The following is a 26,241-nucleotide window of genomic DNA, read 5'->3' as shown; positions in this document are numbered from 1 at the left end:
CAATCAGGCCGTTTCAGCTTCCGCCTTTCTGCCCCAGTTGGCCGGTGCGCTCAGCTGGATCGCATTCCGGTCGGCCTGCATTATTATTTCGAGTTCTTCCATATGCTGCCTTGCGGCGTGGATATATTCTTCGTCGTTCCGGATGCTCGATAAATGTTTCAATGTACGCTCGTCGTGCATAAAGAATGTCTTCGCCATGCGCGTAGCCTCGTGCGCACGGTGCCCGAGCAGTTTCAGTGCATCTACGCCCAGCCGCAGGCTTGTATCGAAGGTTTCCCGGTAAATATGCATCATACCCGCATTCATGAGGTCGTATGCGTCGTTCCGGTTAGTCGAGCGGACGAGCATATGCAGGTTGGGAAAATGTTTTTTCACGGTTTCGATCATTTCGAGCCGCTTCTCTTCGTCGCTGATCGCGATGATGATCATCTGCGCTTTGCCGGCCCCGGCGATGTCGAGCAGCTCATAGCGCGTCGCATCGCCGAAATATACCTTATGTCCTATCCTTCGCAGAAAATCGACATTATCGCTGTCATTATCGAGCACGGTAGCTTCCACGCCGTTCGCTTTCAGGAACCGGCCGATTGTATTGCCGAAATGCCCGTAGCCGGCTATGATCACGGGATTATCCTGCTCTTCGATATCGCTCGGCCTGGCGACCTGTAACCCTGCGCTCACAAGGCAAAAGCGCGTCAGTATCCATTTATCGTTCACCACCATGGCAAGCGGCGTCACCGCCATACTGATCGCGACAACGGCCATCATCGTGTCGGTAAGCTCTTTACCCAGAACACCCTCCTGCGTCGAGAAACTCAGCAGCACAAAAGCGAACTCGCCAATCTGGCTCAGCCCGATGCTGAAAATGAAGTTCTGCGCAGTCCGCACTTCGAATATTTTACCTAACACAAACAGAATGGCCATTTTGAGGAGCATCAATCCTGCTACCAGGCCCGCAATGGCCCACGGTTTGGAAACCACCAGCGAAAAATCGATGGAAGAACCCACGGAAATGAAGAACAGCCCGAGCAGCAACCCCTTGAACGGGTCGATAGAGCTTTCCAGTTCGTGGCGGTATTCGCTGTTGGCCAGCACCACGCCTGCCACGAATGCGCCCAACGCGGGGCTCAGGCCCACGGACGTCATCAGCACGGCAATCCCCACCACGAGCAGTAATGCCGTGGCGGTAAACATTTCGCGCAGTGCCGTGCGCGCCATCATCCTGAAAACGGGCCTCAACAGGTATTTGCCGGTCAATACAATCGCGGTTACCGATGCCAGTACCACCAGCGCCTGCTGCCAGGCGGGCAATGCGCTCACGAGCGACGCGCTCCCGGCCCCGTGCACATCTGCGGTACCCGCGTGTTCGGCCAGCAATGGAAAAATCGCCAGCATGGGGATAATGGCCAGGTCCTGGAAAAGCAGCACGGCAAAGGAGCTCTGCCCGGCCACCGTTTTGAGCCACCCTTTTTCATTCAGTGTCTGCATGACGATCGCCGTCGATGACATGGCTGCGATCATTCCCAATGCCAACGCCTCCCGCCAGCTCACGCCGAACAGCATCGCGATGCCCGCTACGATCAGCGTCGTCACCGCTACCTGCAGGCCGCCGAGCCCGGCAATGCTTTTCCGCATACGCCACAATCGCGACGGTTCGAGTTCAAGGCCGATCACGAAGAGCATCATCACCACCCCGAACTCAGCGAAATGCATAATGTCCTGCCCTTCCATACCGATGAATTTCAGCCCCGCCGGACCGATCGCCACCCCCGCCACGAGGTAACCCAAAACCGACCCCAGCCCAAGCCGCTTCGCAATGGGCACCATCACGACGGCCGCCGCCAGGTAAATCATCGCCTGGAAAAAGAATGTCTGTTGCATAGCCGGAAGGCAATTAGTTGGAAAAGTTCGTTAAGATGAGAGCAAAAATTTACGGAACCAGGATCACGGAACCGATCGTTTTTCTCGCTTCAAGATCAGCCTGCGCCTGGCCTGCCTGCGACAATGGGTAACGGGTAATGGCCATTTGTCCGAATGTACCTGCCAGTAATGCCTCGAAAGTATCCGCCGCATAAGCTTCCAGCGCGTCGCGATCAGGAATGTAGGCGCTCAATGTCGGCGTGGCCATCACGATCTCCTTCTCACGGAGCAATGCATGATCGATATGCTCCGGCTGGCCGGACGACGAACCGTACAGGACGATTTCACCGCCTTTGCGGATCAGGTCCAGTGAATGAGAGAATGTATCCCGGCCCACGCCATCGAATACCACATCCACGCCTTTTCCACCCGTAATGTCCAGCACTGAATGGAAGAAATCGCTGCATTCGGCCAGAAAGGCGTAGTCGGCGCCATTGGCCAATATGATCTCCTTTTTCTCCTCGGAGCCGGTCGTACCGATCACCGTCGCACCCAATGCTTTGGCCCATTTGGTCACGAGCGTACCTACGCCGCCCGCAGCTGCATGCACGAGCACCACTTCACCAGGTTTGATCGGGTGTATCACTTTCAGCAGCATGCGCGCCGTGAAGCCTTTGACCATCACCGCCGCCGCTTCTTCCGACGTAATGCCGTCCGGAATGTGAACCAGCTGCTGGGTTGATACAACGCGATTTTCGGCGTAAGCGCCGGGGATGAAATGGTAACCTACACGGTCGCCGACCTTGAATTCGGTCACCCACGGACCCACCGCCTCAATGATCCCGGCCGCCTCGACGCCCGGGGTATAGGGGAATGACCTGACGGGAAACTTGCCGTCGCGGTAATAGGTATCTACAAAATTGAGCCCGATCGCCTCCTGCTTCACGCGCACTTGTCCCGCGCCCGGTTCCTGCGTGGTTTCTCTTTCAAACCCCAGTACCGAGGGCGCTCCTTGCTTGTAGAGTTTTACTATACCTGATTTTTTATCTATTTCTGTGATTAAACCTGACATGACCGTAAAATGCCCGCGCCCTCCCGGCGCCGCATTATTTTTTGATAGACTTGATTAAAAATTCAGCTTGCTGGTCCACCAGTTCCGCATCGCCGTAAACGAGGTAGAACTGCCAGAAGCCGGTAAAATTCGCTACGATGAAATTCGCCAGCATGGCCGGATCGCGCTTGCTGCCGATTTCTTCGGCCTTCTGCGCCTTTTTGAGCAGTTCTTTCAGCACCGCCACCAGCTTCGTCGTATTTTCCTTTAAAATGGCATGCACCTCTTCATCCACCGAAGCCAGCTCGAACGTCGATTTCACGCCAAGGCATGTCCTCCCCTCTGCTACCGTCCGCTGCGCCGATTTCCTGATGATCTTTTCCACCGCCTTAATGGGCGATTTCGATTCCTCGGCCAACTTTTTATATTCTTCAAAAGTGCTTTCGGAATAGCTCCGGAGGCATTGCAGGAACAAGCTGTGCTTATCGCCGTAAGTGTCGTAAATGCTGCCGCGGTTCAGGCCCATCGTTTCCACGAGGTCCTGAATGGAAGTGGCGTTATAGCCTTTCTCCCAGAAAAGGCATTTTGCCATTTCCAGTTTCTCTTCCGGTTCGAATGCTTTGTTACGTGCCATGGCTATCAGACAATTATTTCAGAACGAACGTTCCAAAATGAAGTAATATTTGCAAACGCCGTTTCCGCGGGGGCATTTACGAAGCGATCAGATGATAAACTTCGCTACACCGCCGTCCACTTTCAAGGCGGAACCATTGGTACCGGAAGACAATGGACTAGCCACATACGTGACCAGGTTAGCGATTTCCTCCACCGAGGCGAAACGCTGCAAGAGCGACGTTGGCCGTGCGTTTTTGAAGAAATCTTTCTCCGCCTGTTCGGCCGACATGTTGTTGGCCTCACCGAGCTGTTTCACAAAATCCGCAACGCCTTCCGATTTGGTAGGGCCCGGCATAACCGTATTGACCGTTACATTGGTGCCTTTGGTAAGCTCAGCCAATCCGCGGCTCACGGCCAGCTGGGCGGTTTTGGTGGTGCCGTAATGGATCATTTCTTCGGGGATATTCACGCCCGATTCGCTGGAAATGAAGATAATGCGACCCCAGTCTTTCGCGATCATTTTCGGGAAGAAATGCCTTGCGAGCCGTACGCCGCTCAGCACATTCACTTCGAAAAAGCGGAACCATTCCTCGTCGGAAATGTCGGTAAATGCTTTGGGTTCGAAAATACCCGCATTGTTTACAAGAATGTCGATGTCCGGCAGCTTGGCCAGCAGCGCATTCACTTCATCGGCTTTGGAAAAATCGGCGGCTACACCACTTACCGATGCGCCTGACGCTGCCGATTCCTGCAATCTTTGAACGGCTTCGGCCAGTTTGCTTTCCGAACGGCCATTGATAATGACATTGGCGCCTTCTTTTAAGAGACTTTGCGCGATGGCAAAGCCGATACCCTGCGTGGAACCGCTGACAAACGCGGTTTTTCCGTGGAGTTGTAAATCCATAAAAGTTTGAGAATAAGAGTGTAATGAAATTTGGAACAGGCAGGTCCCGGCGCTCTTGGAATGCTCCCGGGATTCCATAATTTTATAACAACCGACTACACAAAATCATCGCATGAGACACATTTATCTTTTGTTACTAATTCTCCTTGCACTGAGCGCCCGCGCCCAAGGCCCACGTGTACTGATCGTTACCGCCCACCCCGACGACGAAACGATGTTCCCGGTCACGGTTTTCAAGATTACCCATGAACTGAAAGGCTCCGCCGACCTGGCGCTCATCACCGACGCGTCCGGTGGCTACAACGGATTAGTCGCTTCGAGCTATTATGGATTGAACCTTGTCGACTCGGCTACCGGCAGGAAGCATTTGCCGCTGATCCGTAAGAAGGAACTCATGGCTTCCGGCGAGGTCCTGGGCATCGGTAATTTCTTCTTCCTCGACCAGCTCGACGATTACTACAACCGCGACGAAAAGCCCTATTTACAAGGTAAAAACTGGGATATTGCTTATGTAGAGCGGAAACTCGACGCCATTCTCGCCAGCGGCCGGTACGACTTCATTTTCTGCCTTCTTCCGCACGAGGGCCAGCACGCGCACCACAAAACGGCGTCCATCAGTGCGATCCGCGCGGCGCAGCGTTTCAAAGGCGCTAAAAAACCGGTGGTACTCGGCGGGCAATCGCAGAACAAGGGATATACCTTCCAGTTTGCCGGACTGAACGGCTATCCCGAAACCAATATCCTGAAAAGTGCCCCGGTATTCGAGTTCGACCGGTCGTATAGTTTTGGGGAAGATCAAAAACACAGCTACATGATCGTGGCCGACTGGGTGAAGGCGGCCCACAAATCGCAGAGCGGCGATATGAACTCGGCCATGCATCGCGGCGACCTGGAAGCATTCTGGTATTTCGCGGTAAATGGCGAAAGCGGTGTGGCTAAAACGAAGGCATTGTTCGATGCCGTGAGTGCATCGGGCTATTCCAAAAGCAAATAGGTGGCCGTCAGGCTGGCTGCATGGTCATAAACAGCGAGCTGCCGAACGGTGCATTACCGAGGATCGCGGATTCGGTGTTAGTAATGGCTTTGAGAACTGCATTAACCGCGTCACCGGGATATTCAACGTCCGAATCCAGCGCTTCCACATTCACTTTTTTGTTTCGGATGCGGTAATTCTGCCATTGGCGCACGGCCAGGATCGGCAACGACAGCGCGAACGGCCAGTAAGTATTGTGGTTGATCCGGAGGCCGGCCGCCTTTGCAAATGCCTGAAACTGGTCCAGTTTGAATCGCCGCGAACTTCCTACCGCGAGGTCGTGCGTGCCGGAGAATGCTTCGAATGCATGTATATTGATGATAATCAACCCATTTCGGTTAAGGCGCGTTTTGAATGCATTCAATGCACGGACGATTTCCTCGTCTGTCAAAAAGTAAAGCGCATCGTTACAGGTAATGATGTCGAAGGTTTCGCCCGGTTCGAAGGCGTCCACTTTGCGGAGGTCGCCGAAGACGACATTCAGTCCGCGCTCTTTCGAGAAATCGATGGCATGTTGTGAATAATCGAAGCCGCGGAGGTTGGAATATCCCTTTTCCTTCAGGAAAGACAACAGGCCGCCCGTGCCGCACGCTGCGTCGAGGATTTTCAGATCGGGGTCCAATGCCTTGAAATGCTTGCGGATCTGGCTCAAAACCTTGCCGTGGAGCACCTGGTACCACCAGAGCTTCCGCTCGGTTTCGTACATGCGCTGGTATTCGAGCCGGTTTTCGATCATACGGTTTCGGAGCTATTGTATTTGATCACGTATTGCGGCTGGCCGCTTTGTGCCATGAAACTTTTGCCGATATATTCCCCCAAAACACTCAGCAGCATGCATTGAATGCCCCCGATGAAGATCAGCGTGGCCGTCACTACCTGCCACCCCTTGGGGTCAGGACCGATTATCCATTGGACCGTAAGAAATAGCAAAAGGCAGAACCCGAGGCTGAACAACCCGACGCCGATCGGTACAAAAAACCGGATCGGCAGCGAGGAATAGCAGAACAGGATATTCAAAAAAAGCGAGACGAGCTTGTGCAATGTGTAATTCGAAGCGCCTTCTTCCCGCTTCTGGTGCGCTACCTGCACGGTGCCTATGTTGCGCGTGATACGGAAAATGAGTCCATCGATGTACGGGTAAGGCCCGTGGTATTTGATGATTTCCTGCACAACTTCCTGGCGGATGAGCTTAAAGCTCGAAAGGTACAGGTCTTTTGGTTTGTTCAAAAGATAGCTCGTCATCCAGTTCACAAACCGGCTGCCCAGGTTTCTGCCTACCGAATGCTGTTTTTTGGCATAATAGGTGTAAACGACGTCGTAATCGCCCGCTTCGGCGGCGTCGACGAGTTTCAGAATTTCTTCGGGCGGGTTTTGAAAATCGTCGTCGATCATGACGCAGTAGGTGCCGTAAGCCCAGTTGAGGCCGCACATGACGGCATTGAACTCTCCGTAATTGCGCCGGAGCGAAATGAAGCGCACATTGGAATAAATATCAGACAACTCCCTGCAAACGGCTTCCGAGCGGTCGCGGCTGCCGTCATTCACCATCACGATTTCAAACGATATCTGCGACAATGTCGCTTGCAGCTTTTCGATGAGCGGCCGGATAGTTTTTTCGCTGTTGTAAACCGGGATGATGACCGATAACTTCATTGATGATCGAATTGATTGAGGGTTTGGATGATGTATGCCACCTGATCGTCGGTCAGGACGGGGTTAAGGGGCAAACTGATCACCTGCTCGTGTATTTGCTCTGTCAAAGGCAAATGTAAATCTTTATATTCTTTGTAAGCCAATTGTTTATGAATAGGCTGCGGATAATGAACGTTCGTTTGCACGCCGTGCTTTTCCAGGTAAGCAACGAGCTCGGCACGGCGCGGGTGCCGGACCACAAAAAGGTGCCAGGCGTCTTCGTTTATCCGGTCGGCGGGGGGCAATGTAAGTTCCCTGCATTGCAGTTCGCGCAGGTACCGGCCCGCGATTTCACGGCGGCGGACGTTTTCACCGTCCAGGTACGGCAGCTTCACGCTCAGGACCGCGGCCTGCATTTCGTCCAGGCGGCTGTTTACGCCCTGGTACTCGTTCTGGTAGCGGATTACGGAACCGTAATTGCGCAAATAGCGGATCTTTTCGGCCAATGCGGCGTCGTTGGTCGTAATGGCCCCGGCGTCGCCCAATGCACCCAGGTTTTTGGTAGGATAAAAACTGAAAGCCGTCGCATCCGCCCAGGTGCCCACCTTTTCACCTTCATAGGTAGCGCCATGCGCCTGTGCGGCGTCGGTAATTACTTTCAGGCCGTGCATGCGCGCCAGGTCGATAATGGGCGCTATTTCGCAGCTTCTTCCGTACAAATCCACCGTTACGATGGCCTTGGTGCGCGGCGTGATCGCCTGCTCAATGCGCGCGGGATCGATGAGCATCGTGCGCGGATCGGGCTCCACGAATACGGGTGTGAGGTGCAGGTAGCTAACCGGCAGTACCGAAGCAATGTAAGTATTGGCTGGAACGATGATTTCGCTGTCCTTCGGCAGGTCGAGCGCGAGCAAAATGAGCGTAATGGCATCCAGGCCGTTGGCCACGCCGATGCAATGCGCCGCGTCGCAATATTCCGCGAATGATTTTTCGAAGGTTTTCAACTCATTGCCCAGGATGTACCAGCCCGAGCGCACCACGCGGACGGCGGCATCCTCGATGGCTTGCAGGTAAGGGGCATTTACCTGGTTCAAATCCAGAAATGGGATCATTGAGATACAGTCTGATTCAGCTGATTCAACGGATAAGGCTCATCGATGTAGTCGGCCTTGTCGTAATATTCATTCGACAGCACCAGCAGGATTGCATCTTCCGAGAAAGTGTCCATGATATGCCAGTCCTTCGGTTCGAGGACCAGGCAGGAAACGGGGCTGTTCAGGGTGAAGATTTCCTCCTTTTCACCGTCGTTGGAGTAGATTCGGCAGCTGCCGTGAATGCAAATGAGCGCATTCCAGGTTTTGTGATGCCTGTGGCCGCCTCTCTGCGTTTCTCCTGCGCCGTAAATGTAAAAAACGCGCTTGATCGTTCCGGGCATTATTTTTTCAAATACTGTGAGGTTACCCGATCCGGTGTTAAATGTATCCAGCTCTACTAATAGCGGCATAAGGAAATCTTAGTTGTTAGGGTGTGCCCGATCGCTTTCAGCTATGCGGCTATCTCTTCGAAAGTAACCGTATAGTAAATGTCAGACATTTTTTGTTCAAAATACAAAAATACCGCCCAGATAAAAAAATCGATTACTCAGAGGCAGAGCTTAATAATCTTTTAACGCACATTACCTGCGAGACATTGACCCTTCTATTCCGGCTTTGGTTGGGAAATGACGAAAATATTCGACAACACCCCTACCGGGCGGGCCTAGCTAAATAGTCCCCAGTGCAGCCGGTGATCTATCAGCATGAATAGTTTGATCGGGAGCGGTTCCAGCCAGAGGATTTTGTTGTAACCCATGTAGAAGACTTGCGGATGGGTGACGCAGATGATCGCCGTGAAGAAGAGGATCAGCCGTACGGAAGTCGTAGAGGCCGTGTTAATGAGAATAAAAATGGCCAGCAGGATGAACGGGAAGCCGTATGACAGCGCCCTGTCGATATCGTGCACATAAATGCCCGTCGCCAGCAGCACCGCGAAACCCGCCAGCAACGCCAGCAGCAGCCAGTAACGTTTGGTAAGGCACAGCACGACAAACGCGGCGGCCAAAATCAGCCACGTCCCTTCAAATGCGCCCCAAATGCTGCTTCCGAGGCCATTGCGATGCGCATTGGCCAGCAACACCGGCGTGCCGATAGTGGAATAGCTGTGATGCGGGAAATACGTCATTTGCACATATTCCCGGATCGTAAAGTAAATGGCCCATGCCACCCATACCACCAGACTTTCGCCTGTAAATGCCCAGCGCAGCAACGACAGCAAGCTGAAATCGTTGTTTTTGTAAGCTTTGGTCCCCATCCACCACAACAGCAGATAACCTCCCGCGATGACCGCCCGCTCGTCGGTGAAAAATGCCACTTGCAGCGAGAGGAATATCACCAGCGGATTTCTGCTTAGCAATGCGAGCAGCATGAAAAAAAACGCATATTCATCTCCATACCCGTGCACGTCCGCGAATGCCCACACGCTTACGAAAATGTTGGCCAGCGCCGTCACGAAAAGGGCCGTAATGACCTTGTCGCCCGAAATAGAATAGATATAGCCCGCTACTTTGTACAGAAAAAGCACGCCCAAAACCGCCTGGATAATGAGGATCAGCAGCACATTATGGCCCGTCAGGAAAGATAGCAACGGCAATGTCCAGCGGAAAATCATGTTCTCGCGACGGATGTCGTAATCCATGTCTTGCGGGTGGAGAATGTCCTGGGCCTGGTTCTGGATAAAAACCCATGCGTCGAGACTTACCCCATTGCCTGTCAGGTGGTTAAAAAGCAGCGCATAGGGAGGAAATGCGAGAAAAAGCGAGAGCGCAACGGCAAACAGGGTGAGCTTCCACATCCAGTTTTTTCCCGACAAGTGTGTTTCAATCCAAAGTATCGACGACCCGTAAAAGTTTTCCAAAAGCATAGGGTGGCATGGGCAAATAGGCCCAAATATACATTTTAATGTGTGATACTCATTTCCAGCTCGGTACGATCCGGCTGCCTTCTTCACTTTCGGTAATGCGCAGATAGGTTTGGATCTCCTGCTGCAATTCCTCGACGTGACTGATAATGCCCACGATCCGGTTCTCTTTCCGCAGCGATTTCAGCGTTTCAAAAACGGTTTGCAAGGCATTTTTATCCAGCGAGCCGAAGCCTTCGTCGAGGAAGAAAAAGTTGTGTTTTGACTCATTTCTTACGTGAATATGGTCTGCAAGGGCTAGTGCCAGCGACAATGCCGCCTGAAATTTCTGCCCGCCCGAAAGGGTTTTCAACAGCCGCATATGCCCGCCGTTGAGCAAATCGCGCACCCAGAAACTGTTGCCTTCGCCCAGTTCGAGGTGCAGCTGCTGGTGGGTCATCTGGTGAAAACGATGATTGGCTGCGTGAATGAGGTTCTGGAGATAGATACTCGACGCATAATCCACAAAACCGCTCGACCGGAAGAGCTTCGCCAGATCGTCCAGATGCTCTTTCCGAAGCACAAGCCGGCTCTTCTCTTTCAGTAGTGACGCTTTTCTCGCGAGGTCGTCGGCCATTTGTTTGAGACGGCCGCCAATGTTCCCTTCCTCTTTGCGCTGCGCATTCAGCGTTTCGGTCAATGTGTTTTTCAATGAGGTAACCACCTCATGCTTCGCTGCGTCGTATTGCTCCCCGGCATGGTCTTCGAGGACGTTTTTCAGCTCTACTCCCGTCGTTTCGAGCGCCATTTTATACGCACCGATCGCCTGACGTTCGTTTTCAATATGAATGGGCTTTTCCAAAATTTCAGCCACCTGCGCTTCTGATTCGAATGCATATGCCGCCAGCTGCCCCGCGATTTGCTCCTGCACGCCTGCCAGGTCGCGCTGGTTGCTTTCCAGCGAAGCGTGCAATGCGGCCTGGCTGCCCAGCAATGTATTCCGCTCTTTTTCAAGCATATCGATTTGCTTTTCCGCTTCCGTAAATGCCGCCGTCAGTTGCTGATAATCGGTTTTCAGCGCCTTTATTTTTTCCAGAACAGTGCTTTTTTCTGCTGTTTCAAAATCCGCCAGCGTCACCCTCGACAGCTGGCCGGCCAATGTCTGGGCCGTATTATCCAGCCGCAAAATCTCGTCCCGCAATGCTTGCAGCGGCTTTTCGATCTTTTCGGTCTTTTCCTTTCCTGCTAAATCGATCTGTTCCGTCAAAGCTTTCAGCGAAACCTCCGCGGCCCTGATTTCCGCCTGCACGCGACTGCTTTCGACAAACCGTATTTCAAAACCTTCCCGATCCGCCTTACTGAATGTCGTCCATTTAAATGCTTCGTCATGCGATTCCAGCTTCGATTTAGCCTCCGCGAAACGCTGCTTGATCGAAGTTTTCTGCTTTTCCAGGTTTTCGATCTGGTTAAAAATGCGCTCAACGGGCGATTGCAGTTTTCTTAGCACCCTTTCCTTTTCCTCCAACGCCGCCAGCTGCTTTTCGATGGCAGTTATTTCGCCGGAAAGCGCACTGTCGGCCGTGAGTACTTCCGGGTGGTGTACCGAGCCGCATAACGGGCAGGGCGCGCCGTCTTCAAGGTTGCCTGCAAACTGGTGCAGCGCTACCCGCGTGTTACTGTGCAGCAACTGCCTGTTCAGTTCCTTCCGCCCGGCTTCGCCCGCTTCCAGGTAAGCAGCAATGCCTCTTTGAAACGCCTCTACTGACTTTTCTTCACCAAATGCGATGGTAAAATCGGCCGTAATTTCCTGCAAACGCAGTTCCAGACCGTCGGTTAATGTCTTGATTTCCAACGCGAGCGCTTCCGCCTCCGCTTTCACGGCCTGACGGTTCTCGGTCAATGCATCAGCGGTGGTGAACCAGGATTTTACCAAACCCATTTCCAACACATCTCCGAGGTTGGCCTTACGCTGCTCGTTCTCCGTTTCCAGCTCCTGTTTTTGTTGTTTTAAAACTTCAATGGCTTTTTCCTTCGCCACTAACTGCTCCTCGCCCCTTACCAACGCTTCCTTCCGTTTGATAACCGACTGTGAATGCTCGATAATCGTCATTACCTTTTCCAGTTCCTCGGCGGTGGCGAGCAGCTCCTCGCGCTGGTCGTAGCGCGGCTTTAATAACAGTAAAGTTTCCTGCTGTTTTTCGAGTAAACCTGCCAGCGTTGTAAGCCTTTCCTGATTGCCCGCTGCAATGCGCTGATCGCGGTTGATGGCCGTCAGCAAGTTGTTTTTTTGGTCAAAAATGGATTTGAAATGCAGGGAGCAGGTTTCAAATGTCTTTAATGCATTTTCGCGTTCCTGCATGGCCCCACGCTGCGCTTCCAGGCTTTGGAGCTTCGCCTGCAGGGCTTGTAGCTTTTCGGCCGCCAGTTTGAGTTTCTGAAATGCATTGTCCGCTTCCGTTTGAACGGCCAGCTCGGTGGTAGTCTGCACAATCTGCTGCCGCAACGCTTCCAGCAGTTGCTCACCTTCCGTCAGCATTTCCTGCGTTACTTCGCCCAATCCCAGCAACTGACCTTCCAGATTGGACAATGTGAGGTTATTGCGGTTGCTGAGTGCGCCTACATTGCGGCTTAAATCGTATTTTTCGAGCTGAAAAAGCTCTTTCATCATCCGCGTGCGCTCGGCATCTTTCAGTTCGATAAACTCCTGAAAACGGCCTTGCGGAATGATGATCGTCCGGCGAAAATTATCATAACTAAGCCCGATAATGCTTTCAGTCGATTCATTTTCGGCGAGAGGAACCCAGTCGTTGTTCTGCCAGACGTAACCTTTCCGGTCGAATGTTTTGACGTCCTTAAAATTCTTGCTGTTCCGCCGCCCGCGTACCGTAAACCGGTAGCGATCGCCGTTTCTGCCTGCAATGCATTCAAAATCAATGAGCAGGTCATCCGACCGCAGGTTCATCATATTGTAGGTACGGTCGTCGCCCGACTTGTTCAGCCGTTCGGTATCGCCGTACAATGCAAATGTGATCGCTTCGAGAATGGACGATTTCCCGCTGCCCACCGCTCCGAAAATCCCGAACAGCGAAGCGTCCGTCAACGGGTCGAAGTCGATTTCCTGTTCAGTCTGGTAAGAATATAATCCTTTGATTTTTAATCGCTTGGGGATCATTGGTACGGCTTGCGGTATATGATGGCGGGGAATCATGACCACCGACGGCCGACCACCGACCACCGATGTTCGACCACCGACCGCTGATTATTTTTATGTTTACTTAATTTTAATTCATTTAATAGAAGCGCTGTCGCAATTAAGAATCGGCGGTCGGCGGTCAGCGGTCAACATCGGCCGTCAAACATCCAAACGAAACCTATAACGCAGCCAGCAAATCATCCAGGTATTCCCGTGAATTGCTGAGCCGCGGCACCTTGTTCTGGCCGCCGAGCTTGTGCTGCTTGCCGAGCCAGGCGTAGAATGTGCCCGCCGGGGCGAAATGGACGATCGGGCGGGTAAGCGCCATGTCCTTGTAACGTTTGGCGTCATAGTCGGAATTCACTTCGCGTAACGCATTATCCAACGCCAGAATGAACGCCTCGCGGTCGTCCGGCTCCGTCGTGAATTCGATCACCCACTCGTGGCAGCCACGCGAGCCGTCGCCCATGTACACGGGACCGGCCGTATAGTTCGCTACCGATGCACCCGTCTGGTGCGAGGCCACTTTAACGGCATGGTCCGCATTCTCGACAATCACTTCCTCGCCGAAAGCATTGATGAAATGCTTCGTGCGTCCGCTCACTTTCATGCGGAACGGGTACGTGGAAGTAAATTTCACGGTATCGCCGATGAGATAACGCCACAGGCCTGCGTTGGTTGAAATCACCATTGCGTAGTTTCTCCCTACCTCCACTTCGTTCAGCAGTAATGCCCTGGGATGGTCGTTACCGAGCTCTTCGATGGGTATAAATTCATAAAATATCCCGTAATCGAGCATGAGCAGCATTTCGCCCACCCGGCTGATGTCGTCCTGAATCGCGAAAAAACCTTCGGAAGCACTGTACGTTTCGAGGTACAGCACCTGGTCCGACGGGAAATATTTGTTCATGAACAAATCGCGGTACGGCTCAAAAGAAACCGCGCCGTGCACAAACACCTCAAAGTCAGGCCACACTTCGAGCATATTTTTTTTGCCCGTGCGTTCGAGGATCTGGTCGAGCAGCACGATCGTCCAGGTAGGTACGCCGAGAATGCTCGTGACGTTCTCCTGCGAGCATATGGACGCCATTTTGTCCAGCTTGCTTTCCCAATGGTCCATCAGGGCTACATCCAGCGGCGGCGTGCGCATAAATTCGGCCCAGGAGGGCAAATTCTGCATAATCACCGCCGACACGTCGCCGATTTGCGTGTAGTCGTCAAATGGATTGGCGTGTAATGTCCCGCCGATCGACAGTCCTTTTCCGTCAAAAACCCGCGTGTCGGGCCGGTTATTGATCAGCAGGGTCATCATGTCCTTACCGCCTTCATAATGGCATTCTTCGAGCGCTTCGGGCGATACGGGCAGGTACTTGCTCCTTGCATTGGTGGTACCCGACGATTTGGAAAACCATTCGATCGGCGAAGGCCAGAGCACATTCGGCTCGCCTTTCAAGACCCGCTCGATGTAGGGATAAAGCTGCTCGTACGCCGAAATGGGCACCTGTTCCTGAAAATCCTTCACAGTCCTGATCTGCCCGTAATTATAGCGGCTGCCCCACTCGGTGTAACGGGCGGTTTCGATCAGTTCCGAAAATATGCGCTGCTGGGTCTCGATGGGGTACTTCATAAACTGTTCGATCCGTTCGAAGCGCCGCTTCAAAAACCAGACAGTCATATCATTTACCAGCTTCATAGAAGGTCAATTAGTTAGAAATACGCAAATGCAAGTTTGTAAAAATAGCAATAAAAAATGGTGAGAGAACAGTTCAACACCGTTCTCTCACCATTCCCCGAAACTTATTATCCGGTCGCTATCTGTCGAAAAACATATTGCTGCCCCCGGCCTTGTGGCTCACCGTCGACGACAGTTCCGCGCGCTCTTCTTCCTGCAACACACGCGCACTGCGGCCCTGGCGTGTCACGTGCGTGCCCGTGATCTGAAACAGCGCCTCGCCCAGCAACGGATCGCGCGGATCGCCGTACGGGTACAGGATATTTCCCTCGCTCACTTTCACATCCGGCTCGAAACCAACATGGTAGTCTGATTTTTTATCCTTATTCAAAGATTTGGAAACAATGGGCTGCAATCCCACTTCGATACCGTTCTTCTCGTCGCTCAACGTCACCGAGCCTACATTCTTGCCCACCGTCTTACCGCCGACCAGCGTCACAGTCATGAAAGGCTTCAAACCATTAATGAGCAACTCGCTCGCCGACGCCGTGCGCGACGACACCAGTACCACGAGGTTTTTCAGGTTGGCCCCGATATTCTCGCTCTTGGCCTTGAACTTGTCGTAGAAATAGGATTCTCCGTATTTTTTCAGGCTCGTTTCCGTCACCTGCTTGTTGTATTCTTTGTAATAAAAAATATCATTGGCCGTAACCTTGCCGATGAGGCTTGACAGGTTAGTCGCCGAGCTTACATACCCGCCCGGATTATACCGTAAGTCAAGTACCAATGCATTCACATTGCTGCTTTTGAACCTGGCAAAAATTGCATCCAGCTTTTTGTCGTACGCACCGTTATTTCCCTGAAAGGGCTCGGGAATGAACTGGTGATAAACGACATAACCGATTTTGCTCGCGCCGATCGTGTAAGTCGTATCGAAAAAGACGGGGTCTTCCTGCAAAACGATGGGCGTCACGTCGCGCGTCGTGGTGGTCTCTTTCAGGGTGCCATCCTTAATGTCCGCCAATGTGTAGGTTGCCTTTTCCTGTGTATTGAGCAGTTTGGCGTAATTGGAATCCGTCATTTTCTGGCCATTCACGCTGCTGAACATATCGCCGCGCATGAAACCCGCCTGGGCAGCCGGCGAGCCGGGGATCACGTACAGCACAATGCCCACGACGTTGCTGGTGTTGGCCGGGAAATACACGAGCTTGTACTCCATTCCCGTCGTCTTGGATTCGCCGCCCAATGACGCTTCGAGTTCTTTGGCGCTTTCCTGCATCCATGAAAACCGGTCGCCGTCGGGCCGTGCGGTCGCGTCGTACTTGTATAACAGGGAATTGAAGAAGTCACTGGGTGTTTTGTTGTAATCGGGCGAGGCTGTGATGTGATCTGTCCAGTAATACCAGTATTTCATATTGGAATAGATCCACTGGTTGGTTTCGGTGTCATTTTTCGGGTCGGCGTTTTTTTCCTTACACGAAAAAACGAATGCGGCCAGGAATGCGATAGGCAGGAAAAGTCTCAGTTTCATAGATTTCCGTTCATTTCTAAAAATACCTCTTCGATTATGCGGCAGGCTTCGTCCATTTGTTCCCCGCTGATGACGAGCGGCGGCGCGAAACGGATTTTGTTGCCGTGGGTAGGTTTGCACAGAAGCCCTTTTTCCATCATTTTGTAGCAAAGGTCCATTGCCGTGCTGCTGTCCTCGGAGTCGTTGATCACGATCGCATTGAGCAGCCCCTTCCCTCTAACGCTTTCGATCAGAGAACATTGTTGTTGCAGTTCCTGCATTCTACTGCGGAACATTTCACCCATTTCCCGGGCATTTCCTGCGAGGTTTTCTTCCTCCACCACCTGTAATGCGGCAATCGTCACCGCACAGGCCAGCGGGTTACCGCCATACGTAGAGCCGTGCTCGCCGGGTGCGATCGTGAGCATGACCTCGTCGTCGGCAAAAGCGGCCGAAACGGGCATGGTACCGCCCGATAATGCTTTTCCAAGCACGAGAATGTCTGGTTTTACACCTTCCCAGTCACACGCCAGCCGCTTGCCCGTGCGACCGATGCCGGTTTGCACCTCGTCGGCGATAAACAGGACATTGTAATGCGTACACAAATCACGCACGCCTTTCAGATAACCTTCGTGCGGCACCACTACCCCCGCCTCGCCCTGGATGGGTTCTACCATGAAACCTGCGATATGGGGGTCATTTTTCAGGAGATTTTCAAGTGCGGCGAGGTCATTATAAGGAATGATCTCGTAGCCAGGCAGGAACGGGCCGTAGTCATTGGTCGAAGACGGATCGGTGGAAGACGAAATGGCAGCCAGCGTGCGTCCCCAGAAGTTGCCGTCTGCGTAAACCGTCTTGGCCTTTCCGGGCTCGATACCTTTCACCTTATAGGCCCATTTACGGGTGAGTTTCAAAGCCGTTTCGCCGCCTTCGACACCGGAATTCATCATGAGTACCTTGTCGTAACCGAAATAATTACAGAGGAAACGTTCGCATTCACCGAGGCGGTTATTGTAAAATGCCCGGGACGTAAGCGTGAGCTTCTGCGCCTGGTCTACCATCGCCTGCACGATTTTCGGATGGCAATGTCCCTGGCTCACGGCACTATACGCCGAAAGGAAATCAAAATACCGCTTCCCTTCCACATCCCACAAAAAAATTCCCTCGCCCCGCTCGATCACTACCGGCATCGGTTTATAGTTATGCGCTCCATACCGGTATTCCAGCTCCATCGCATGCCGGGAAGCGCTTATATCGGTCGTGTCTGTATAGTTTGGCATTGTTAGTCAGGCAGTTAATAAGTTCGCATTGAAATATGTAAAAGTACGGAAAAGCGTATTAATTTTGCACCATAATCTCAAGGGGTGCCCTACCGAACGGGCTGAGATCATACCCATTTAACCTGATCCGGGTAATGCCGGCGTAGGGAGAGAAAGCCGGAACCGGCTGTTTTCTGATTTACATTTTATCGAACTTTCTGATAGGTGGCCCCTGCCTGTTGTAATGATATATCGCAATGCGAAAAATTACTACCTATCTGCTCGTGCTGGCGCTCAGCGCTGCCTCACTCCTCTCTCACGCCCAAAAAGCGCAACTGACCATTTCAGGCCGTGTGACCGACGCCGAAGACGGCAAACCGCTTCCCGGCGCAACCGTCAAAGCGGGCGAAATCCGCGGTGCCAGCACCGATAAGGACGGCCATTTTGTATTGAAAAATATCTCCGGGAACATCGAAGCACTGGACGTGTCCTATATCGGCTACCAAACGGCGAAAATAGCGCTCGGCAGTACGGAAAATGTCGAAATTAAGCTCAATAAAAGCACTTACCAGGCCGATGAGGTCATTATCAACGCCACCCGCGTGAACGACAAAACGGGTATGGCCTACACCAATGTCACAGCCGCGCAGATCGAGAAGCAGAATCTCGGCCAGGACCTGCCTGTGCTCCTCAATTTCTCGCCCTCCCTCGTGAGCACGAGCGACGCGGGCGGAGGCGTGGGCTACACGGGCATCCGCATCCGGGGCTCCGACGCCACGCGCATTAACGTCACTGTGAACGGCATTCCTTACAACGACGCGGAAAGCCAGGGCGTTTTCTGGGTCAATATGCCTGATTTTGCATCTTCTGTGAGCAGCATCCAGATCCAGCGCGGGGTGGGAACTTCCACCAACGGTGCGGGGGCGTTCGGCGCGTCGGTGAATATCAATACCAATGCATTCCGAGAAGAGGCATACGCAGAACTGAACAATTCTTACGGCTCTTTCAATACCTTCAAAAACACGCTCAAAGTAGGTTCGGGGCTCATCAAGGATAAGTTCACTTTCGATGCGCGGCTGTCGCGGGTGTCTTCGGATGGCTTTGTGGACCGCGCTTCTTCGGAACTGCATTCCTATTATTTGTCGGGAGGGTATTTTGGCAAGAAGAGTTTCGTACGGGTAAATGTATTTTCGGGAAAAGAGCGCACCTACCAGTCGTGGAACGGTGTGCCGGAGGCTAAGCTCCGCGGTGATCGCGAGGGCATTCTGGCTTACATCGATAGAAATTACTTAGGAGAACAAGACGCGCAAAACCTGCTCAATTCCGATAACCGTACTTATAATTCCTATACCTACAAAAACGAAGTTGATAACTACCGTCAGGACCATTACCAGATTGTTTCTTCTCATAACCTGAGTAATAAACTGACGTTCAATTTAAATGCATTTCTTGTACGCGGACTGGGTTATTACGAGCAATACCGGGCGGATGACAGTTATAGCAACTACAATTTGCCCAACGTCGTTGCGGGCACCGACACGCTCACGGGCACAGACCTGATCCGCCGCCGCTGGCTCGACAATTATTTTTACGGAACCACATTCTCATTCGATTACAACAATTTCAAAAAGCTGACCGCCAGCTTCGGCGGCGGCTGGAACCAGTACGACGGCGACCATTACGGGCAGATTATCTGGGCACGTAATGCAGGAAACATCGAGAATGAGCACCAATACTATTTCAGTACGGGTAAAAAGAAGGATTTCAACCTGTATGGAAAACTGTATTATGCATTCACGGATCAGCTTACCGCATTTGCCGACCTGCAATACCGTCGTGTGAGCCACGCTATCCACGGGACGGACAATGACCTCGTGAACCTGGCATTCGATCAGTCGTATTCATTTTTTAATCCAAAGGCTGGCTTGACTTATCAATTGGCCGAACAAAGTTCCGTTTACGCCTCTTACAGCATTGGCAACCGTGAGCCAAACCGGGATGATTTCACGTCCTCTACCGCCAATCTTTTCCCAAAAAGCGAACGTCTGCAAAATGTGGAAGCAGGCTTCCGCACGCAGCAAGGCAAATGGGCGTTCGCTGCGAATTATTACCTGATGAGCTATAAAAACCAGCTGGTCCTCACCGGCCAGATCAACGACGTAGGCGGCTCGGTGCGCGTGAATGTGCCTGAGAGTTACCGCACGGGTATCGAACTGGAAGGCGCCGTGGTGTTCAACAGCCACCTCAAATGGAATGCAAATGCTACTTTCAGCCAGAACAAAATCAAAAACTTTACCGAATACATCGTCGACTATGATAACGGCGGTTATCAAACGGTTGATCACGGCAAATCGGACATTTCCTTTTCGCCAAACGTCATCGCCGGGAGCCAGTTCACGTATTCATTGCGCAAAAACCTCGAACTGGCCTTGCTGACCAAATATGTGGGCAAACAATACCTGGACAACACCTCGACCGAAGCCCGCAAGCTCGACGCCTATCTGACGAACGATATCCGCTTGTCATGGACCATCAAACCGTCCTGGACGAAAGAAATTGCATTCAACCTGCTCGTGAACAACGTCCTCGACGAAAAGTACGAATCGAACGGCTACACGTACGGATACATCGCCGGCGGCGCGCTCACGCAGGAGAATTTCTACTTTCCACAAGCAGGAAGGAATTTTTTGATCGGGGTTAATTTCAGGTTTTGATAACCACTTTCTCCCTACCTTTGCCGCATGAATCTGAAAAATGACCTTTTGCTTCGGGCGGCGCGGGGGGAGAAAACCGAACGCACGCCTGTTTGGATGATGCGCCAGGCAGGGCGCATACTTGCAGAATACCGCGCCGTTCGCGAGAAAGCCGGAAGCTTTATCAAACTTGCTACTACACCTGAAATGGCAGCAGAAGTGACCCTGCAACCCGTTGACTTGCTGGGCGTGGATGCTGCCATTATATTTTCCGACATCCTGGTGATCCCCGAAGCAATGGGGCTGCCTTACGAGATGGTCGAGCAGCGCGGACCCGTTTTCCCAAGCACGGTGCACACGTTGGAAGATCTTCAAAAACTGCATATCGCGGAGCCGGAAACAGACCTGAAATATGTATTGGACGCCATTAAAATCACGAAAGAAGGCCTCGCTGGCCGCGTGCCGCTGATCGGTTTCGCGGGCGCACCGTTCACCATCTTTTGTTACATGACGGAAGGCAAAGGCTCCAAAACGTTCTCGGTCGCCAAAAAACACCTGTACGCCGATCCCGGGTTTTCGCATACATTATTACAGCAAATCACCGACAGCACGATCGCCTACCTCAAAGCGCAGATCGCCGCAGGTGCCGACATAGTACAACTTTTCGACTCCTGGGCGGGCATTCTCTCGCCGGAACAGTACCGCATTTTCTCTTTGCCTTATATCAAACAGATTTGCGATGCCATTACCGAAGTACCGGTCACTGTCTTTGCCAAAGGCGCATTCTTCGCGCGGAAGGAAATTGGTGAGCTGAGCTGCTCGGTAGTGGGACTCGACTGGAATATGGACATCGCCGAATCGCGCGCACTGATCCCGGATAAGACCTTGCAGGGCAACCTCGACCCTTGCGTGCTCTATTCGTCATACGACCAGATCCGCGCGGAAGTGAAGAAAATGGTCGGCCAGTTCGGCACGCAGCGGTACATTGCCAACCTCGGCCACGGCGTCTATCCCGACACCGATCCCGACAAGGTGCGGTGCTTCATCGAGGCCGTTAAAGAATATTCTTCCCTGTAAATATGGCTGGTCAGAACAAATGCGTATTCCTCGACCGCGACGGAGTACTGAACGAGGATTGCCCGGATTATTTATACAAGCTGGAAGAACTGGAGATTCCCGAAGGAGTTACCGAGGCATTGCAAATGCTAAAACAGGCTGGTTATCTGCTGATTGTCATTACCAACCAGGCGGGTATCGCGAAAGGACTTTACACGGCTGATCATGTGTACGCGATCCATGAGGCCATGCAAAAGGTCTCGGACAATGCGTTGGACGATCTGTATTTCTCGCCTTATCACCCGGCTTATTCGGGCAACTCGTTGTCGCGGAAACCGGGCTCGTTGCTGATTGAAAAGGCAATGGCCAAATACGATATCGATCCTGACCAGTCATGGATGGTCGGTGATCGTGACCGGGATATGGATGCGGGTAAAAATGTAGGATTAAAAACGGTGCATATTATCCCGAATGCAGAAGAATCGACGGGAGATTATACCGCTGTAAATTTGCTGGAAGCCGCTAAAATTATTTTGGAGCGGTAAATATTAAGCTTTTACCGCTGGTGCAGGCTGTGTTTTCTGCACAGAACCGTAAGCAGGGCAGGCGTGTTTGGTGCAGGATGATGCCACCGCCAATGTTCCGCAAACAGCTACGAGAAGTAAGATCTTTTTCATTTTCCAGTTCGTATAAGATTTTGTCACTACAAAAATATAAAATTAAGTTCTTTGAACGAGCGTTTTAGCCTGACTAATAACGAACTCATTCAAAGAACTTTATATACGGCGATCAGATTTTTGTTTCTTCCAATTCCTGTACCGGCTTCTCACGCTTCTTTTCAACGGCCGGTTTTCCATCCTGAGCACCATAAGGCTCTTCCTTGAAACCCAGAATGCGCAGCATCGAGTCGCTGTTTTGCTCGTCGGCGAATACGCGTGTGGTAATGCGGCCTTCTTCGTCGCGGTCAACGAGCACGTGCTTCGGTGCCGGGATTAGGCAATGCTGAATGCCGCCGTAACCTCCGAGCGACTCCTGGTAGGCGCCGGTGTGGAAGAAACCGATGTATTGCGGCTCGTTATCTTCGAAAATCGGCATGTACAGGTCGGCGCTGTGCATTTCGCTGTTATAGAAATCCTGCGAATCGCAAGTCAGTCCGCCAAGGTTCACCTTCTGATAAGGATTATCCCAGTTATTGATCGGCAGCATGATGTACTTCTGGTTCATCCCCCACGAATCGGGCAGCTGGGTAATGAACGAGCCGTTGATCATGTACCAAAGCTCCTTGTCATTTTGCAGCTTCTTGTCGATAATTTCATAGATCACCGCGCCGCTTTCGCCAACGGTATAGCTTCCGAATTCCGTGAAGATATGCGGAACGGGCACGTTGTTCTTATTGCAGATCCACTGGATATTTTCAATGATCTCGTCGATCATCTGCTGGTAGTCGTAGCCCGATTGCAGCGAAGTCTGGATCGGAAGCCCGCCGCCGATATCGATCGAATCGAGATCCGGGCAAAGTTTCTTCATCTCGCAATACTTGAACATAAAGCGGGTCAGTTCACTCCAATAATAGGCGCTGTCCTTGATACCGGTATTGATGAAAAAGTGCAGCATTTTGAGCTTGAAACGAGGATTCGGCTCGATCTTCTCTTTGTATAACTGCTGAACATCATTATAACGGATACCCAAACGCGAGGTATAGAATGCAAAATTCGGCTCCTCGTCCGTCGCGATGCGCATTCCGAAATGCACGGAATCCGCCGTTACCTGCTGCTCGTACGACTCAATTTCTTTGAGATTATCGAGAATGGGCACCACGTTGAAACCCTCGTTGATCAGCTCGCTCAGGTATTGCGTATAGCGCGGCAGCTTGTAGCCGTTCGCGAGAATGTAAGTGCTTTTGTTGACCTTTCCGCGGCGGTAAAGCTCCCGGATAATGGGAATATCGAAGGCCGAAGACGTTTCGATATGGATATTATGCTTCAACGCCTCTTCGAGCACAAAGCTGAAATGCGACGATTTCGTGCAATAGCAATAGGTATAGGTGCCTTTGTAATTATGTCTTTTGAAGGCATTGCGGAAAAACATATTCGCATTCTCGATATGCTCTCCGATCTTGGGCAGATAATTGATTTTTAACGGCGTACCATGTTCCTTGATGATATCCATCAGAGGTACATTGTTGAACAGCAACTCATTATTATCAACGTTGAACTCCATGGTCGGAAACTCGAACGTTTGCTGAATCAGGTCAATGTAGCTTTTCATTGATTTGTTTGTCGCGATGGCAATTAGTGAATTGGGTGTTAAAAAATAGGAACGAAAATGACCCGAAAATTGGTCAGAATATGTGTCATTTCCAAACACGGATCGTTGTCAAATCATTCCCATTCGAAAGCAATTTATCTCGCTATTTGCCAAGTTCATACCCGAAAATACCCGCTTAATAATTTTTTAATTGACCAACCGGTTCACCGCTGCCTATTTTCAGGCCGGAAATTTGAATGCGGCCTCACACGAAAGCATCCAAACGTCAGCACGACCACTCTTTTTGCAGCCTATTTATTCTAAATATAGTCCTATTCAAGATTTATACATTTCTCAACAACTAAAAACCATTTCCCTATGATCCTGCTCAAAACGGCGACGCCCGAAAAGAGGCCAAAAAGTCGCCAATCCCACTAATCCACAGCATTTAACCGCATTTGTACGCTGGCTATGTGCCTTCTTTGCCGATAACCGATTACTAAAGCACAGAAAACTTTAAACATTCTCAAAGTTTTCTTGGTTTTTGTCATTCGAAAATTTCAAATTTGTCGCTGTGAAAGAGCGAATTATCAAATCGGCATTGAACCTGTTTTGGCGCTACGGCATCCGCAGCGTCACGATGGACGACATTGCCCGCGACCTGGGAATTTCGAAGCGTACCATTTACCAGCATTACTCCGATAAGGAGGCCATTCTCGCCCTCGTGATCCAGGAGGAGATCCGGACGCAGAAATGTGAAATGAAGAAGCTGGAAGAACTCGCCGAAAACCCGATCGAGGAAGTGATGTACGCCACGGTGCAAATGCAGGAGACGCTCGCCACCATGAACCCGACGCTTTTGTACGATCTGAAAAAATACTATCCCAACGCCTGGGAGCTTTTCCAGAACTACAAGCACGAGTACATTATCCGAAACATCCGCGACAACCTGCTGAAAGGCATTCAAGCAGGCGTCTACCGCCCGGATATCGACGTGGATGTGCTCTCCCTCCTGCGCGTGGAACAGATCGTGCTCGCTTTCGACCCGACGGTATATCCTGCCAAGAAGTTCAGCATGATGCATGTCCAAACCCAGTTTCTCGGACATTTTTTGAGGGGGATACTTTCGGAAAAAGGATTTGAATACTACAACACCATAAAAGATAAACCAGCAACTGAACTCAATATCCATGAAAAATGCCAAAACAATACGTAGCACTTTGATGCTGCTCGCGGCACTGATCACTTTTGTACCATTACATGCACAAACCGGTTATTCACTCAAAGAGGCCGTCGATTACGCGATCAAGCACAATCTCAACGTCAAAAATGCACAGCTCGATGCCGTTTCCGCGGAGGCCCGCATTGGTGAAATCCGCGCCACAGGCTTGCCCCAGGTGACGGGCGCCGTGTCGCTGACCAACAACATTATTATACCCAGGTTCTTCCTGCCGGCCAGTACCTTCGATCCTACGGCACCCGCGGATGCGCCGCCCACCGCCGTGGAATTCGGTATCCCGTGGCAGGGCTCCGCTTCGGCGACCTTGAACCAGCTGATTTTCAATGGATCGTATTTCATTGGCCTGAAAGCTGCGGCGACTTACCGGGAGCTGGCGCAGAAAACCACCACTTCATCCAAAGTGTCGGTAGCGGAAGCGGTGACGAAAGCTTACTACTCGGCGCAGGTCGCGGAAGAGCGCGCCAAGCTGCTCGACCTGAACATCGCCCGCGTAGACTCGTCCATGCGCGAGACGAAAGCGATGAACGCAAGCGGTTTCGTGGAGCTGCTGGATGTAAACCGGCTGGAAGTGCAGATCAACAACCTGCAAACCGAGCGCCAGAAAGTGCAAAACCTGATCGAGCTGAGCTATGCATTGCTGCGGTTCCAGATGGGTATGCCGGCCAATGAGCCCGTTAAACTGACGGACGATATCAATGCAGTGAATGTGGAAGAGCTGCGGTCGGAATCGGGGAACCTGGATGTGAGCTATGAAAAACGGATCGAGTATTCGTTGCTCAACACGCAGGAAAAACTCGCCTTCCTCGACCTGCGCAATGTGCGGGCGGGCTACCTGCCGAGTGTTTCGGCATCGCTGGGATACGGGTATAATGCGGGTATGGACAAGTTCTCACAGCTTTTTACCCAGCAATGGTTCAACAACATGGTATTGTCCGTAAACCTGAACATCCCGATTTTCGACGGATTCCAGAAAAAATACCAGATCAATCAGAAAAAGATCGCGATCGACAAGGTGAAGAACAACCAGAACCTGCTCAAACAATCGATCGATCTGGAAAACAACCAGGCCGCCATTAATATCAAAAATGCATTCGCCACGCTGGAAACCCAGAAACGCAACCTCACACTCGCCGAAGAGATCGTGCGCGTTTCAAAAATCAAATACAAGGAAGGGGTAGGCTCGAATATCGAAGTAATCAATGCCGAATCGTCCTTGAAAGAGGCGCAGACCAACTACTTCACCGCATTGTACGACCTGATGATCGCCAAAGTGGATCTGAGCAAGGCCAAGGGCGAGCTTTATTCCGAATGACGCATTAACACTTAACAAAATTTGAAACAGCTA

At 51.7% G+C, this 26,241-nt stretch carries 20 protein-coding genes and 1 riboswitch; of the genes, 6 read left to right on the top strand and 14 right to left on the bottom strand.

The genetic code is table 11. The annotated features are described in order from the left end of the window. Positions 1 to 3 precede the first annotated feature (3 nt). The 4 genes from H144_RS0125530 to H144_RS0125515 all read right to left on the bottom strand — a co-directional run bounded on the left by H144_RS0125530 (position 4) and on the right by H144_RS0125515 (position 4,427). A complete protein-coding gene (locus H144_RS0125530; RefSeq protein ID WP_019944951.1) occupies positions 4 to 1,878 on the bottom strand; it encodes a monovalent cation:proton antiporter-2 (CPA2) family protein in 1,875 nt (624 codons plus the stop codon). Between the two features lie 49 nt (positions 1,879 to 1,927). After that, positions 1,928 to 2,929 carry a quinone oxidoreductase family protein gene (locus tag H144_RS0125525; protein WP_019944950.1) on the bottom strand — a complete coding sequence of 334 codons (1,002 nt, stop codon included), beginning with the start codon at positions 2,927 to 2,929 and terminating at the stop codon, positions 1,928 to 1,930. Between the two features lie 34 nt (positions 2,930 to 2,963). Next, entirely contained in the window at positions 2,964 to 3,542 is a 579-nt protein-coding gene (locus tag H144_RS0125520; RefSeq protein ID WP_019944949.1) for a TetR/AcrR family transcriptional regulator, read from the bottom strand. Positions 3,543 to 3,629: 87 nt separating this feature from the next. Next, the gene (locus tag H144_RS0125515; protein ID WP_019944948.1) at positions 3,630 to 4,427 is read right to left on the bottom strand and encodes an SDR family NAD(P)-dependent oxidoreductase; all 798 of its coding nucleotides are present in this window, start codon (positions 4,425 to 4,427) and stop codon (positions 3,630 to 3,632) included. Between the two features lie 112 nt (positions 4,428 to 4,539). Here H144_RS0125515 and H144_RS0125510 point away from each other — a divergent pair, with 112 nt between their 5' ends. Further along, positions 4,540 to 5,421: a PIG-L family deacetylase gene (locus H144_RS0125510; protein WP_019944947.1), complete on the top strand. Its 882-nt coding sequence runs from the start codon at positions 4,540 to 4,542 to the stop codon at positions 5,419 to 5,421. 7 nt (positions 5,422 to 5,428) lie between these two features. Here H144_RS0125510 and H144_RS0125505 read toward each other — a convergent pair whose 3' ends face one another. The 9 genes from H144_RS0125505 to rocD all read right to left on the bottom strand — a co-directional run bounded on the left by H144_RS0125505 (position 5,429) and on the right by rocD (position 17,681). Next, positions 5,429 to 6,196: a class I SAM-dependent methyltransferase gene (locus H144_RS0125505; protein WP_019944946.1), complete on the bottom strand. Its 768-nt coding sequence runs from the start codon at positions 6,194 to 6,196 to the stop codon at positions 5,429 to 5,431. Further along, positions 6,193 to 7,113: a glycosyltransferase family 2 protein gene (locus tag H144_RS0125500; protein ID WP_019944945.1), complete on the bottom strand. Its 921-nt coding sequence runs from the start codon at positions 7,111 to 7,113 to the stop codon at positions 6,193 to 6,195. Before H144_RS0125500 ends, H144_RS0125505 begins: the two co-directional genes overlap by 4 nt. Then, positions 7,110 to 8,204, bottom strand: coding sequence for a DegT/DnrJ/EryC1/StrS family aminotransferase (locus H144_RS0125495; protein WP_019944944.1), 1,095 nt, complete (start codon positions 8,202 to 8,204; stop codon positions 7,110 to 7,112). The genes H144_RS0125500 and H144_RS0125495 overlap by 4 nt, the downstream gene beginning before the upstream one ends. Beyond that, positions 8,201 to 8,596, bottom strand: a complete 396-nt coding sequence (locus H144_RS0125490) for a sugar 3,4-ketoisomerase (protein ID WP_019944943.1) — start codon at positions 8,594 to 8,596, stop codon at positions 8,201 to 8,203. Before H144_RS0125490 ends, H144_RS0125495 begins: the two co-directional genes overlap by 4 nt. Before the next feature lie 254 nt (positions 8,597 to 8,850). Further along, positions 8,851 to 10,050 (bottom strand): hypothetical protein, encoded by a 1,200-nt coding sequence (locus H144_RS0125485; RefSeq protein ID WP_019944942.1) that lies wholly within the window; start codon positions 10,048 to 10,050, stop codon positions 8,851 to 8,853. A gap of 49 nt (positions 10,051 to 10,099) precedes the next feature. Then, on the bottom strand, positions 10,100 to 13,198 hold the full coding sequence (locus H144_RS0125480; protein WP_019944941.1) for an AAA family ATPase: 3,099 nt from the start codon (positions 13,196 to 13,198) through the stop codon (positions 10,100 to 10,102). A gap of 199 nt (positions 13,199 to 13,397) precedes the next feature. Then, the gene (locus tag H144_RS0125475) at positions 13,398 to 14,912 is read right to left on the bottom strand and encodes a GH3 auxin-responsive promoter family protein (RefSeq protein ID WP_019944940.1); all 1,515 of its coding nucleotides are present in this window, start codon (positions 14,910 to 14,912) and stop codon (positions 13,398 to 13,400) included. A 118-nt stretch (positions 14,913 to 15,030) separates the two neighbouring features. Beyond that, positions 15,031 to 16,422, bottom strand: coding sequence for a S41 family peptidase (locus H144_RS0125470; RefSeq protein ID WP_019944939.1), 1,392 nt, complete (start codon positions 16,420 to 16,422; stop codon positions 15,031 to 15,033). Then, positions 16,419 to 17,681 (bottom strand): ornithine--oxo-acid transaminase, encoded by a 1,263-nt coding sequence (gene rocD, locus H144_RS0125465; protein WP_019944938.1) that lies wholly within the window; start codon positions 17,679 to 17,681, stop codon positions 16,419 to 16,421. Before rocD ends, H144_RS0125470 begins: the two co-directional genes overlap by 4 nt. 70 nt (positions 17,682 to 17,751) lie before the next feature. Then, positions 17,752 to 17,846, top strand: a riboswitch (TPP riboswitch). A gap of 71 nt (positions 17,847 to 17,917) precedes the next feature. Between rocD and H144_RS0125460 the strand changes: the two genes are divergently transcribed. Genes H144_RS0125460 through H144_RS0125450 form a run of 3 tightly spaced genes read left to right on the top strand, consistent with a single transcriptional unit; the run spans position 17,918 to position 21,954 of the window. Next, complete coding sequence (locus tag H144_RS0125460) at positions 17,918 to 20,374, top strand: TonB-dependent receptor (protein ID WP_019944937.1); 2,457 nt, start codon at positions 17,918 to 17,920, stop codon at positions 20,372 to 20,374. Positions 20,375 to 20,401: 27 nt separating this feature from the next. Beyond that, on the top strand, positions 20,402 to 21,430 hold the full coding sequence (gene hemE, locus H144_RS0125455) for a uroporphyrinogen decarboxylase (RefSeq protein WP_019944936.1): 1,029 nt from the start codon (positions 20,402 to 20,404) through the stop codon (positions 21,428 to 21,430). A 2-nt stretch (positions 21,431 to 21,432) separates the two neighbouring features. Beyond that, positions 21,433 to 21,954: a D-glycero-alpha-D-manno-heptose-1,7-bisphosphate 7-phosphatase gene (locus tag H144_RS0125450; protein WP_019944935.1), complete on the top strand. Its 522-nt coding sequence runs from the start codon at positions 21,433 to 21,435 to the stop codon at positions 21,952 to 21,954. A 244-nt stretch (positions 21,955 to 22,198) separates the two neighbouring features. On the opposite strand, the gene H144_RS0125445 is transcribed toward H144_RS0125450, so the two are convergent. After that, positions 22,199 to 23,677: a type III PLP-dependent enzyme domain-containing protein gene (locus H144_RS0125445; protein ID WP_019944934.1), complete on the bottom strand. Its 1,479-nt coding sequence runs from the start codon at positions 23,675 to 23,677 to the stop codon at positions 22,199 to 22,201. A 553-nt stretch (positions 23,678 to 24,230) separates the two neighbouring features. On the opposite strand from H144_RS0125445, the gene H144_RS0125440 reads away from it, so the two are divergent. Both H144_RS0125440 and H144_RS0125435 read left to right on the top strand, forming a co-directional pair. After that, entirely contained in the window at positions 24,231 to 24,872 is a 642-nt protein-coding gene (locus H144_RS0125440; protein WP_229207993.1) for a TetR/AcrR family transcriptional regulator, read from the top strand. Continuing rightward, positions 24,847 to 26,208: a TolC family protein gene (locus tag H144_RS0125435; protein ID WP_229207992.1), complete on the top strand. Its 1,362-nt coding sequence runs from the start codon at positions 24,847 to 24,849 to the stop codon at positions 26,206 to 26,208. Before H144_RS0125440 ends, H144_RS0125435 begins: the two co-directional genes overlap by 26 nt. Positions 26,209 to 26,241 lie beyond the last annotated feature (33 nt).

The organism is Dyadobacter beijingensis DSM 21582 (assembly GCF_000382205.1).
In the GTDB taxonomy this organism is placed as follows: Bacteria; Bacteroidota; Bacteroidia; order Cytophagales; family Spirosomataceae; genus Dyadobacter; species Dyadobacter beijingensis.
This window is presented reverse-complemented; position numbering and strand designations above follow the sequence as displayed.

What these genes read in the sequence shown, in the direction of transcription:
- H144_RS0125530 (WP_019944951.1), bottom strand. Translation starts at nt 1,878, where the DNA reads ATGCAACAGACATTCTTTTTCCAGGCGATGATTTACCTGGCGGCGGCC.
- H144_RS0125525 (WP_019944950.1), bottom strand. Translation starts at nt 2,929, where the DNA reads ATGTCAGGTTTAATCACAGAAATAGATAAAAAATCAGGTATAGTAAAA.
- H144_RS0125520 (WP_019944949.1), bottom strand. Translation starts at nt 3,542, where the DNA reads ATGGCACGTAACAAAGCATTCGAACCGGAAGAGAAACTGGAAATGGCA.
- H144_RS0125515 (WP_019944948.1), bottom strand. Translation starts at nt 4,427, where the DNA reads ATGGATTTACAACTCCACGGAAAAACCGCGTTTGTCAGCGGTTCCACG.
- H144_RS0125510 (WP_019944947.1), top strand. Translation starts at nt 4,540, where the DNA reads ATGAGACACATTTATCTTTTGTTACTAATTCTCCTTGCACTGAGCGCC.
- H144_RS0125505 (WP_019944946.1), bottom strand. Translation starts at nt 6,196, where the DNA reads ATGATCGAAAACCGGCTCGAATACCAGCGCATGTACGAAACCGAGCGG.
- H144_RS0125500 (WP_019944945.1), bottom strand. Translation starts at nt 7,113, where the DNA reads ATGAAGTTATCGGTCATCATCCCGGTTTACAACAGCGAAAAAACTATC.
- H144_RS0125495 (WP_019944944.1), bottom strand. Translation starts at nt 8,204, where the DNA reads ATGATCCCATTTCTGGATTTGAACCAGGTAAATGCCCCTTACCTGCAA.
- H144_RS0125490 (WP_019944943.1), bottom strand. Translation starts at nt 8,596, where the DNA reads ATGCCGCTATTAGTAGAGCTGGATACATTTAACACCGGATCGGGTAAC.
- H144_RS0125485 (WP_019944942.1), bottom strand. Translation starts at nt 10,050, where the DNA reads ATGCTTTTGGAAAACTTTTACGGGTCGTCGATACTTTGGATTGAAACA.
- H144_RS0125480 (WP_019944941.1), bottom strand. Translation starts at nt 13,198, where the DNA reads ATGATCCCCAAGCGATTAAAAATCAAAGGATTATATTCTTACCAGACT.
- H144_RS0125475 (WP_019944940.1), bottom strand. Translation starts at nt 14,912, where the DNA reads ATGAAGCTGGTAAATGATATGACTGTCTGGTTTTTGAAGCGGCGCTTC.
- H144_RS0125470 (WP_019944939.1), bottom strand. Translation starts at nt 16,422, where the DNA reads ATGAAACTGAGACTTTTCCTGCCTATCGCATTCCTGGCCGCATTCGTT.
- rocD (WP_019944938.1), bottom strand. Translation starts at nt 17,681, where the DNA reads ATGCCAAACTATACAGACACGACCGATATAAGCGCTTCCCGGCATGCG.
- H144_RS0125460 (WP_019944937.1), top strand. Translation starts at nt 17,918, where the DNA reads ATGCGAAAAATTACTACCTATCTGCTCGTGCTGGCGCTCAGCGCTGCC.
- hemE (WP_019944936.1), top strand. Translation starts at nt 20,402, where the DNA reads ATGAATCTGAAAAATGACCTTTTGCTTCGGGCGGCGCGGGGGGAGAAA.
- H144_RS0125450 (WP_019944935.1), top strand. Translation starts at nt 21,433, where the DNA reads ATGGCTGGTCAGAACAAATGCGTATTCCTCGACCGCGACGGAGTACTG.
- H144_RS0125445 (WP_019944934.1), bottom strand. Translation starts at nt 23,677, where the DNA reads ATGAAAAGCTACATTGACCTGATTCAGCAAACGTTCGAGTTTCCGACC.
- H144_RS0125435 (WP_229207992.1), top strand. Translation starts at nt 24,847, where the DNA reads ATGAAAAATGCCAAAACAATACGTAGCACTTTGATGCTGCTCGCGGCA.